Source organism: Acidaminococcus nyctereutis, from assembly GCF_052216985.1.
GTDB lineage: Bacteria > Bacillota > Negativicutes > Acidaminococcales > Acidaminococcaceae > Acidaminococcus > Acidaminococcus fermentans_A.
The window spans coordinates 1-9,739 of record NZ_JBQOUY010000046.1; the positions used below are offsets into that span (position 1 = coordinate 1).

General features: G+C 47.1%; 13 protein-coding genes and 1 pseudogene. 8 read left to right on the plus strand and 6 right to left on the minus strand.

What is annotated here, in order from left to right; genetic code table 11:
* Positions 1-534: 534 nt before the first annotated feature.
* The 3 genes from ACTUHY_RS12435 to ACTUHY_RS12445 are packed head-to-tail and all read left to right on the plus strand — an operon-like array spanning position 535 to position 3,757.
* Positions 535-1,185 (plus strand): hypothetical protein, encoded by a 651-nt coding sequence (locus ACTUHY_RS12435; protein ID WP_442827948.1) that lies wholly within the window; start codon positions 535-537, stop codon positions 1,183-1,185.
* A gap of 12 nt (positions 1,186-1,197) precedes the next feature.
* On the plus strand, positions 1,198-3,552 hold the full coding sequence (locus ACTUHY_RS12440) for an AAA family ATPase (protein WP_442827949.1): 2,355 nt from the start codon (positions 1,198-1,200) through the stop codon (positions 3,550-3,552).
* A 1-nt stretch (position 3,553) separates the two neighbouring features.
* Positions 3,554-3,757 carry a helix-turn-helix domain-containing protein gene (locus tag ACTUHY_RS12445; protein ID WP_330224444.1) on the plus strand — a complete coding sequence of 68 codons (204 nt, stop codon included), beginning with the start codon at positions 3,554-3,556 and terminating at the stop codon, positions 3,755-3,757.
* Positions 3,758-4,032: 275 nt separating this feature from the next.
* Here ACTUHY_RS12445 and ACTUHY_RS12450 read toward each other — a convergent pair.
* From ACTUHY_RS12450 to ACTUHY_RS12470, 5 genes and pseudogenes are all read right to left on the minus strand, one after another.
* Positions 4,033-4,161: pseudogene (locus ACTUHY_RS12450) on the minus strand (methylase); the annotation flags it as partial.
* A gap of 441 nt (positions 4,162-4,602) precedes the next feature.
* Complete coding sequence (locus ACTUHY_RS12455; RefSeq protein ID WP_442827950.1) at positions 4,603-5,142, minus strand: sigma-70 family RNA polymerase sigma factor; 540 nt, start codon at positions 5,140-5,142, stop codon at positions 4,603-4,605.
* A gap of 14 nt (positions 5,143-5,156) precedes the next feature.
* The gene (locus ACTUHY_RS12460; RefSeq protein WP_442827951.1) at positions 5,157-6,092 is read right to left on the minus strand and encodes an ATP-binding protein; all 936 of its coding nucleotides are present in this window, start codon (positions 6,090-6,092) and stop codon (positions 5,157-5,159) included.
* A gap of 226 nt (positions 6,093-6,318) precedes the next feature.
* Positions 6,319-6,837 (minus strand): hypothetical protein, encoded by a 519-nt coding sequence (locus ACTUHY_RS12465; RefSeq protein ID WP_442827952.1) that lies wholly within the window; start codon positions 6,835-6,837, stop codon positions 6,319-6,321.
* Positions 6,834-6,986, minus strand: coding sequence for a hypothetical protein (locus ACTUHY_RS12470; protein WP_442827953.1), 153 nt, complete (start codon positions 6,984-6,986; stop codon positions 6,834-6,836). Before ACTUHY_RS12470 ends, ACTUHY_RS12465 begins: the two co-directional genes overlap by 4 nt.
* 113 nt (positions 6,987-7,099) lie before the next feature.
* Here ACTUHY_RS12470 and ACTUHY_RS12475 point away from each other — a divergent pair, with 113 nt between their 5' ends.
* The 5 genes from ACTUHY_RS12475 to ACTUHY_RS12495 all read left to right on the plus strand — a co-directional run bounded on the left by ACTUHY_RS12475 (position 7,100) and on the right by ACTUHY_RS12495 (position 8,798).
* Positions 7,100-7,366, plus strand: a complete 267-nt coding sequence (locus ACTUHY_RS12475) for a hypothetical protein (RefSeq protein WP_442827954.1) — start codon at positions 7,100-7,102, stop codon at positions 7,364-7,366.
* A 140-nt stretch (positions 7,367-7,506) separates the two neighbouring features.
* Positions 7,507-8,061: a peptidoglycan recognition protein family protein gene (locus tag ACTUHY_RS12480; RefSeq protein WP_442827955.1), complete on the plus strand. Its 555-nt coding sequence runs from the start codon at positions 7,507-7,509 to the stop codon at positions 8,059-8,061.
* Positions 8,062-8,155: 94 nt separating this feature from the next.
* Complete coding sequence (locus tag ACTUHY_RS12485; protein ID WP_442827956.1) at positions 8,156-8,383, plus strand: DUF1659 domain-containing protein; 228 nt, start codon at positions 8,156-8,158, stop codon at positions 8,381-8,383.
* Positions 8,384-8,397: 14 nt separating this feature from the next.
* A complete protein-coding gene (locus ACTUHY_RS12490; protein WP_075580654.1) occupies positions 8,398-8,646 on the plus strand; it encodes a DUF2922 domain-containing protein in 249 nt (82 codons plus the stop codon).
* A 2-nt stretch (positions 8,647-8,648) separates the two neighbouring features.
* Positions 8,649-8,798 (plus strand): YvrJ family protein, encoded by a 150-nt coding sequence (locus tag ACTUHY_RS12495; RefSeq protein ID WP_083236257.1) that lies wholly within the window; start codon positions 8,649-8,651, stop codon positions 8,796-8,798.
* A 306-nt stretch (positions 8,799-9,104) separates the two neighbouring features.
* Here ACTUHY_RS12495 and ACTUHY_RS12500 read toward each other — a convergent pair whose 3' ends face one another.
* Entirely contained in the window at positions 9,105-9,581 is a 477-nt protein-coding gene (locus ACTUHY_RS12500) for an LURP-one-related/scramblase family protein (RefSeq protein WP_442827957.1), read from the minus strand.
* Between the last annotated feature and the right edge of the window lie 158 nt (positions 9,582-9,739).

Consider the following 9,739-nt stretch of genomic DNA (forward strand, 5'->3'; position numbering starts at 1 on the left):
ATGCGGAGATGATGGCATCTAATACGCCGTCTGAACTGAGAAGAGCCGCTATCCGGCAGCAAAATATGGCGGCAGCATAGTGTTTTGAATACCTAAAGGAAATTTACACACAAATATGGACTTGACTAGAAAACAGGTTATATATCTGAAATATGCGACAGACAATTGTTGTATTAATCATCAACATATTAACAACAAGTCAAATATTTCCTTTGCCATTATAACACTTTTGATTTTTTCATTCAACACGCCCGCCTGTCATTACAGTTTTACAACTTGTTGATTTTTTTAAAATCATATGCAAGGGTATTACTTTTTCTTAATTTTCAAGGAAAGTTTCTATTGTATTGTCTCAACATCAGAAAATTTTTTTCATTAAGTTACCACACAAAAATTGAAAGAAGGTAGAGACAACGCAAAGTGGCCCCCACATTACAATTATCCAGAATCAGACAAATATCGGCCATAGCGAATCTAAGACGTATAACTTAAAAGATTGTAACGTCACATTTAATGACTGAGGAGAAAAAAGGCATGAATGATTTAACGGCTCCTGGCCCCAATAAAGTACGCCCAATTAACAGCACGTATATAGAGAACCAAAATAACAGAACATACAATATGGATGGATGCCAAGTCATCTTCAACACTACAATTTTAGCTAATCAAGGCGCACCAAATAGTGCCGCCCAAATGATAGCAATTCACAACTTTAGTAAAAAGTATTATCAGCTTCTTGTTACCTGTGATCCAGACGTCTTTAAAACCAATAATGTCACTTTTCCATTAGACCGTGCATTAGGTCAACGATATGTTCCAGAAGAAATATTAGCCCGTTGTTCATCCCTATCAGAAAAAGGGATTACCGAACTAAAGACATTCCCAGCTCTTGTCTGTATGGAAAACACCGAGTACCATGGAATTCCGAACCCTGACCAGAATGCGATTTACGCATATATTACACAAGTAAAAAATGAAGGCAACCAAATTAGAGTGGCATTCCATCCAATAGGATTATTCCCGCAAAAAATACTTTGTGAAAAGAAATATGCCATTTATTTTGATTTAAACATGAGTTGCGCCATTACATATTTGAATCACAGTGCCTGGTCTGTCCATAAAGTTAATCTTTTTGAAGCTTTCAATGAAGCCGGACTAATGGATCTCCCCCAGCCGGCTATTTAAAGGTGACCGCTTATGAATGAAAAATTTCAAGGTGAAATAAGGAAAATTAGAGTAGATGCTGCAACCTTTAAAGACACCAACACCAGCATCTCGCCTACCTATATCAACTACTTTTTTGGAAACAATGGTACGGGAAAATCCACCATTGCCAAAGCAATCCAATCCGGGACTGGTGTTGAATATACTCCTGGAAGATCTGCATCAGACTACCAAGTACTAGTCTTCAACCAGGAATACATAAACCGGAATATGCAGAATTTTCATAACCTTCCAGGTGTTTTTACTATGGCCGAGGAAAATGCTGAAATCCAGGACAAGATTGATGATGCTACAAGGCAACTGGATGAAGCACAGGAAAAAGTAACAGATGCCACGAATAAAAAGGAGAAATTAAACAATGCCAAAAAGAATATCCGTAATAAATTCTGCGAATTGATCTGGCAGAAAACTAAAAAACTTCGTGAAGCATTTCCAAAGACACAGGTTGGGTATCTCAAGTCAAAGGCTAATTTTGCCGAAAAAGTGAAACAGTGTTCTTCTACAGAATGTAATCTGGATGAACTTAAGCGTATGTATGATTCTGCCTATTCCTCCACGTCAAAGATTTATTCGCATTTTAATTCAATTGCCGATACTACTGTACTTGATAACATAGACGGCTATGACATTCTGTCTGTTGCGATTGTCAATTCCTCAGATACCCAGCTTGCAAAATTCTGGAAGAAAATCAACGCATCTGAATGGGTACGCCAAGGCCATGCTGCATACCATGGCAAAGCTGATGGGAGATGTCCTTTTTGTTCACAGCTTTTACCATCAGAATTTGAAAAATTACTGACAGCTAGCTTTGATAATCAATACGAGGAAAACCTCTCAAAACTGTCAAAATTCCTTGATGATTACAGAAAGGAAGCCAACACCCTATATGCCCCCTTGTTTAAAATTCCGGATCCGCTGTATCCTGTTCTTGATGTAAAGCCTTACAACAACAAGTTGGAGGCCCTTAAGGGAATCATTTCCACAAATATAGCTCTGATAAGAGAAAAAGTGGCCGAGCCATCGAAGCCTATCAAACTGGAAAAAACCGCCCCAATATTGGAAGAACTCCAAGAAATGATTAGGGGTTACAATGAGCTGATTTCCGATAACAACACAGTAGTTACCAACGCCCCCAGGAAAAAAGAAGAATGCAGAGACAAAGTCTTTTCTTTGATGTCATTCAAAGTGCAGGACTCAATCAAAGCCTTCAACAAAAGTACCTCTACCATTAATGAACAGCTAAAGGAACAACAGGATATCATTGATAGCCAAACCGAGGAAATTACAAACATCAAAGAAGAAATCCAAGATCTGAACAGCCAGACAAAAGAAACTGAGTCCGCCATGAACAACATAAACCTCATGTTAAAAGATGCCGGATTCCAGGGATTCAAAGTCTGCCCCCACTGGGAAGAAATAAAAAATCCAGATGGCTCAATCAAACGGGAGATTTCTTCACCGGTCCGAAACTACGCGGTAGTACGTACCAATGATGCAACGGGAGAAGATGAAATTGCCCACGACCTTAGTGAAGGAGAAAAGAATTTCATTGCTTTCCTGTATTTCCAGCAAACTGTATTCGGAAGCACCGATGCTGACGACAATGCTCGAAAAAAAATTGTCGTTATTGATGATCCTGTTTCGAGTATGGATAGTGGTACACTTTTCATCGTGAGTGCCCAGATCCGTAAGATGATCCATATCTGTCGGAACAATATCGATAACCGACAACCAGCAGCATCTGGGAATTTCATCAAGCAGATTTTCATTCTTACCCACAATGCCTATTTCCATCGTGAAGTAACTTATCTTTATGCCCGGAATTGGGACTTTGTATCTTTTTACCTGGTCCGCAAAATCAACAATAAATCTTCCGTCCAGTTGTTTGAAAAGCAGAACCCCGACTGCCCTACCAAAATGATGAATGTCAATCCTGTTAAGAACTCCTACGCTGCCCTTTGGGAATCTTATAAGGAAGTCCGGAGCGGTATCCCGTTAAAGAGCACCATTCGCAGGATTCTAGAATATTATTTCCTACAACTCTGCGGGTATGAAGAGGATGATCTAAGGAAGCGTATTCTGGAAGACCATAAGAACGACTTTCTATTTGATGAAAATGGTAGAGAAACTCCAGAGCGATATGAGATGGCGAAAGTGCTTCTTTCCTACATTATTTCCGATAATTCCAGTGTGAATGATGGAATCAACTATACGGACGACTTTCTTGATGAACAGCTCTACCGGAACACATTTAGAATGATTTTCAAATACATGAATCAAGAACAGCACTTCAATATGATGATGGGTATCGAACAAGGAGAAAGATAAAATGCGCATCAGCTACAATAAACTATGGAAGCTGTTGATTGACAAAAACATGACCAAAATGGAATTAAAAGAAGCCGCCGGCGTAAGCGCCGCTTCAATTGCAAAACTCGGTAAAGGTGCTAACATCACAACTGATGTCCTGCTTAAAATCTGTGGAGCTCTTCATTGCCGTGTCGAGGATATTCTGGAAACAATCAATGATTAAAAAAACTCCGTGCAAACTGATATAGTCTGCACGGAGTCTTTTGTCATCTAAATCATGAACGATTATCAAACCATAGAACGATACCCTTTAACCTACCGTTCAAATGTTGTGCATTTTGGTTTTCAGAAAATTTGATACGAAAAATGTGCAAATGAATTTTTTGCCGAAAAATAAAAAATGGACTTCCGAAGCGGCATGCTTCAAAAGCCCATATATCAAGCGATTTTCAAGATTTGGGGTGCGAAAAGTTCTTTTATCAATACGGGGATTTGCATTTCTAAAAAGGTGGCGTGCATATCCTGGAGCTTTTCCTGGATTTCCGGATAGGAAAGCATCTTCTTCACCATCCAATCCGGGGTAAAGACCTCTCCATGCTTCTGCACCCGTTCCTTGGATTTGATCAGGGGAACGTCCTGGGCCTGATCCGTCTGTGGCACCCCTATGGCTTTATTTTCTTCCAACGGCAATCCCCTCGTCCTCCTTTGCTGTGTTCTGTGTTTTATTATAACAAATTTCTGTCTGTTCTTCCTTCAATTTTATTATACCCCCTCCTCCGTCCCAAAAAGCGGACAAAAAGCCAGCGGTCCCATAAATGGATCGCCGGCCTTTTCCAGAATGAAAATCGAGTCAGCATCAGTCCCGAGTCAGCAGGACCGATGGTGTAGTCCTGGAAATCCCTGCTGCAAGGGATGCCAGGAATTGGGTAACACAGTCGTTGTAGGAACGGAAGTCTGCAAGCACGGGACTAATGTGCTTTTTCTGCAGATTCCATCCATTGTTCCGCTCGTAAACTGCCGTGGGATCCGTAGGGTCCCGACAGCGATTAAGGTTCCCAGACATAAGATTTACTCCTCCAGCCCCTTCCTCACCTTCTCCAGGGCCCTTTTATAGCGTCCATAAAGCGTTGACACTGGGCTCTGGAAGGCCCTTCCCAGGGATTTCCAGGGAGTCCGCTGGCTGGCAGCGAGATAGACGAGCCGCTGTTCGGCGGGGGTAAGGCATTGGAGCGCGTCCTGTAGTTCCCTCCGTTGTAGCCGCAGGGTAAAGTCTTCCGTGTAACATGGTTCCTGAGTCTGGTCATAGAGCTTCTCCTTCAGTTTGTTCCAGCGTACTTCTTTCCGGATGTAATGGAACAGCAGATAGGTCAAATGGGTCTTCACAAAGCCGGGGAACCTTTTGGCATCTTCCCCCGGATATTTCCGGATGGCTTCCAGGAGCCCCAGTACCAGTTGGCTGGCCAGGTCCGGCCGCCGGGAAAAGTCCCGTTCCTGAGCGGCCAGTTTCCGCACCAGGGGCCGGAAAGCGGTGACGATGGCCAATTGTGCCTCCTGGTCCCCCTGTTTTGCCAAAACCAGCAGTTCTTCCAGTTCTCTTTCTTTTTCCATGGTGCCTCCTTCCTTCAAGCCTTTCCGAATAGGTCCATTGCTCCTTCTCCGCCCTTTCGGCTGCGGTGGATCCTTGCGTTTTCCGCTCCCCAGCGCCGGTCCAGCCCATAGAAAGGCAGGGGCACGGTCATCCCGGCCAGACGGCTGACGATCCGGGCAGCCACTTCTGCATCTTGCTTCCCGGCGTTTCCCCGCACCTGGGCCATCTTTTCTCCCAGGGTCTTCAGACTGTCGTTGCTGGTCACCAGGGTCAGTTTCTGCTGCCGGTATCGGATGTCAATGACCCGGGCCAGCTGTTCCAGTCCCCAGGCATTGAACCGTTCCGATCCCAGGTCGTCGATAATCAGGCAGTCTGCCGTTTCCAGGCTCCGGTCCGGATCATCTGGATGTTTCAGGTTCTCCCGGAACCGGCACCGGAGCTGGGCTGTATCGGTGAAAAGGACCCGCTGCCCCTGCTGGACCAGAAGATTCCCCACGATGGTCGCCAGCAGGGTCTTGCCGGTACCCCGGCTGCCGTAAAGATACAGGCCCTTTCCCGGATCTTTCTGCCGGACCAGGCGCTGGGCCATCCGCACCGCCAGCCTGTTTCCATCCGTCAGCTGGTAATCGGCAAAGGTCTTCCCCTGGAACAGGCTGGGAAGGTTGGCTTCTTGCCTCCGTTCCTGAATCCGGATTTTCCGTTCCCGCAGCTTCTTCCGAGGACAGGGCGTCAGCGGGAAATACAGACAGCCCCGATAACTGGTCAAAAGAGGCATCATCCCTGGAATGGGCTGCCGGCAGGTTTCCCCGCTGCAGGTCCGGCAGATTTCCTGCTGGGCCTTCACCTGTCCGATCTGGAATCGGCTGTTTTCCACATACTCTTTTTTCACGTAAGCGGGTTGACCCATGAGATTGGTCACTTCCACGTAATCCAGTTTAGCTTCTCCAGAAGCCTGTTTCTTTTCTTCCACCACCATGTCTCCTTTCCAAAGACCCTGGCAGCCAGATGGTTGTCAGGATTTTTCTTTTTCATCAGTTTTTCTTCTAACCTATGCTACCCTATCCTAACCTAACCTATGCTACCCTATCCTAACCTAACCTGGGGCAACCAAAATCCAACCACCTGGCAACCAGATTGTGGAACCTGGTTGCCAAGATGCTCTAAAGCCAGTCTAGATGCGGTTATTCAGATTTTCATCAAAAATCGATTCCCCTTTTTTCGTTCTCAGGAGCCTGCCATTCGGCTGCCATGCTTTCCCCATCTGGTTGCCAGGTGGTTGCCAGGTCATCTTCCTTAGGCTGCCAATGTAGTCTTCCTACTGGTTGACTGGGTATCGGATCCTGGTTGCCAAGATCCCAAAACCCTGACGCCCAGTATTCTTTACACTCTTCTTTGATTACATACAGGCCTTCAGGAGATAATGTAATATACTGTTTTTCTCGGGCAGTACTGGGCCGATACCGATCTTTGCGAATATTGTTGTGATAGAACCAGTGGCGGATCACCACCACCCCAGTGGTGAATGTCAGGATGTAATGCAGGCGGTCCAGTTCAGCGATATCATCCTCTGTACAGTTGGTATAGCGGATGATGGCCAGAGGGTTCCCTACGATTCCATCATCATCTGCATCCAGGACCAGGTGCATATAAAGCCCCTGGGCAGAAGGCTGCAAGCGCAGGAAATGGTCTTTCTTGACCACCTCTCTGCTGATCATACGTCGGTTTGCCATAGTAGAAACACTCCTTTCAAAATCAATGAAAAAGCAAAAAAATACCAGGAGCCGAAACTCCTGGCATTCCATTCGGGCAGATTTTCTGCATAAAAAACAGGATTCCGTCTCATCAGTTTCTGCAATTCAGCCATAAAAAAACCGTGCAGCGGAACAGTTCTCTTTGGGACGTACCACAAAGAGCCCTGGTCCCAGAAAGGCAGACGCCTCCTGCACAGGGTCAGAAACGACGATAGGAATCCTCGAAATGAACGTATTTGAAACGGTTGTACGTAGTGTGATTGATGGTTTGAGCCGTGCGGGATACGCACTTCCAGGAATCAATTCCCTGGTAAGCGTTGAGCAGCAAGGGGATCACTCCTCTGTTGGAATCGTAGTAGGATTAGTAGATAAATTTTATCAGATAATTTTATTATATCAGATTTTATTGATTCGTCAAGTAATTGCGATGATTTTATCCTTAACCGTTCAAAAATACGGAAATTTATCTGTCAATTTTTATTTTTCTTGTTAATATGATTCTGTTTCGAATTTTTTCTTTATGGTTCTCCAGGATAAAGGGTCTCCTCTGCCTTTCTTTTTCTCAAGAAAAAATGATTTTCTTTCGAAAAAATCCTCTCTTCCGTCTCTTATCCAGTGTAAGGAGGCGACGACATGGAAGAAATCAGACGGCAGGATCTTCTGGACCTGGCCTCCAGGGCCCGGGGGCGCATCCGGAAGATCTATCTCCACTGGACGGCGGGAGGGTATGACCAGCTCTTCCCAGAATATCACCTGCTGATCCGGGGGGACGGGAGCCTGGTCACCAGCACCCGGGACTGGACGGAAACCCTCCCCCACACCTGGAACCGGAATACCGGCAGCCTGGGCATCGCCTTGTGCTGTGCCAAAGATGCTGTGCTCTATGCCGACGGCACCTTCGACCTGGGGGATCATCCCCCCACTCCCCTGCAGGTGGAAAGCGTATCCATCCTGCTGGCCACCTTGTCAGATGTCTGGAAACTCCCTCTGGAGCCTACTCATGTCATGACCCATGCAGAGGCTGCCGACCTGGACGGTTACGGGCCGAGCATGGCCGGGACTCCCGCTTTCGAACGGTGGGATCTGTGGAAGCTGAAAGACTACGACGGTGTCTGGCGCAAGGGAGGAGCAGTGCTCCGGGGCAAGGGGCTGTATTATCAGTGGGTGATGAGGAGAAAAAAAGCCTGAGCCTTTTTCCTTCCATCGGCTGGAAACTAGTGACTGGGGCCTCCAGGCACCGCCCCTTACCATATCAATCTTTATCCAAAGGAGGAATGCTCACATGGCAGCAACGAAAGATCTGACTGCAGTGACCCTGCAGCTGGAAGTGAAGAATGGCGTGGATAAGAATGACCAGCCCAAATTCAAGAACATCAGCTACGACAACCTGGACACCAAAGCCACGGCGGAACAGCTGGCGGAAATGGGCAAAGAATTCGGCGGACTGATGGAAGAAGCTCCCCACGGGCTGTACGTGGTGGAACGGCATCAGCTCACGGAAGAAGCGTAAAGGAGGCATGACAGATGGCAGATTCCCGGAAACTGGACCTGATCTTCAAAGACAGCAAAAAAGCCACCAAGAACATCCGCATCCCCAATCCCCGCACGGACGTGGACAAGGAAGCGGTGCTCCCGGTGATGGAAAAAGTGGTGGAAAGCAAGATTTTCCTCTCCCGGAATAACCTTCCGGTAGAAACCGTCCAGGCAGCCAAGGTGACTGACGTACAGGACCTGTTGGCAGACCCGGCCGCTGACGAAAGCGCTGAGGGCTGACCATGGACGACCTGACCCTGCTGGCCGGCCAGGCTGCTCAGTACGGCTTCCCCATGGTCATCTCCTGGTACTTGCTAGTACGGATGGAAGAGAAACTGGAGAACCTGACCCAGAGCATCGAACGGCTGCGCATGGCAGTGAAGATGGAATAGAGAAAAGGGGGTATTGCACGTTGCGTGCAACACCCCCTTCTGTCTAGGGGCAGCAAAGCTGCCCGTCACTGGTCTCTGGTCACTGGGCGAAGGAAGGCAGCCGGGCTGCGGCTGCCTTTCATTGTATGATGCTGGCTCGGACTCGCCTTTGGCTTGTCCTTGCCTCTCCAGTAGAGCGCTAGACAAGCAACGGATGAAAAGAAAAGCACAGTCCTATTTTATTCGAAAGAACCCGTCTGCCACGGGTTCTTTCCAGCGGCCAGTGACCAGTGACAAGTAACCAGTGACAGGGATATGGCAATCCCCCTACTTCTTTTCCCGGCTGCATTTTTCCGCATCCATGGCCAGGGCGAACATGAGCACGTGGAGGGCGTCGCTGGGGTCCCGGATCTCCATCACATAGGTATCGGAGAGGTGGAACAGTTCCTTGCCGATGGTGGCCACCCAGTTTCCCTGGGCGTCCCGGATGGTGTAATCCCATTCCAGGAAATTCCCGTCCACTTTCCAGCCGTTGAAGTCGATGGCGAATTTTGGAGAGAACAGGGACAGCTTCTTACTGATCCGGCCGATATGCCGTCCCCCTTCATACAATTCGAACTTAGGCAGGAACGTGATGATCTTTTCTTTCACCAGTCCCAGTTCATGGCCCTGGGGGTCGCAGATCTTCAGGCAGTGGCCCCAGGCCAGCTGCCCTTTCACCACAAAGACCGTATGGCCGTCTTCATCATAGATGTCATAGCTGTCGAACCAGGAAAAGATCCGTTGGCGGAACAAGAGTTTCATGGACGAGCCTCCTTTTTGGTATTATGGTACCATAAAAAAGGTTCTATAATAAATGTTGGGGTCTTGTGGACACTCCTGTTCACAAGACCCCTTGTCTTACGATAAAATAAAGACATATCTAAGCTACATTTCACCTCAACCACCACGAAGAACTGAAA

Coding starts and splice junctions, on each gene's coding strand:
- ACTUHY_RS12485 (WP_442827956.1), top strand. CDS start 8,156: ATGGCAGCAACGAAAGATCTGACTGCAGTGACCCTGCAGCTGGAAGTG.
- ACTUHY_RS12465 (WP_442827952.1), bottom strand. CDS start 6,837: ATGATCAGCAGAGAGGTGGTCAAGAAAGACCATTTCCTGCGCTTGCAG.
- ACTUHY_RS12490 (WP_075580654.1), top strand. CDS start 8,398: ATGGCAGATTCCCGGAAACTGGACCTGATCTTCAAAGACAGCAAAAAA.
- ACTUHY_RS12435 (WP_442827948.1), top strand. CDS start 535: ATGAATGATTTAACGGCTCCTGGCCCCAATAAAGTACGCCCAATTAAC.
- ACTUHY_RS12440 (WP_442827949.1), top strand. CDS start 1,198: ATGAATGAAAAATTTCAAGGTGAAATAAGGAAAATTAGAGTAGATGCT.
- ACTUHY_RS12475 (WP_442827954.1), top strand. CDS start 7,100: ATGAACGTATTTGAAACGGTTGTACGTAGTGTGATTGATGGTTTGAGC.
- ACTUHY_RS12480 (WP_442827955.1), top strand. CDS start 7,507: ATGGAAGAAATCAGACGGCAGGATCTTCTGGACCTGGCCTCCAGGGCC.
- ACTUHY_RS12455 (WP_442827950.1), bottom strand. CDS start 5,142: ATGGAAAAAGAAAGAGAACTGGAAGAACTGCTGGTTTTGGCAAAACAG.
- ACTUHY_RS12470 (WP_442827953.1), bottom strand. CDS start 6,986: ATGGCTGAATTGCAGAAACTGATGAGACGGAATCCTGTTTTTTATGCA.
- ACTUHY_RS12500 (WP_442827957.1), bottom strand. CDS start 9,581: ATGAAACTCTTGTTCCGCCAACGGATCTTTTCCTGGTTCGACAGCTAT.
- ACTUHY_RS12495 (WP_083236257.1), top strand. CDS start 8,649: ATGGACGACCTGACCCTGCTGGCCGGCCAGGCTGCTCAGTACGGCTTC.
- ACTUHY_RS12445 (WP_330224444.1), top strand. CDS start 3,554: ATGCGCATCAGCTACAATAAACTATGGAAGCTGTTGATTGACAAAAAC.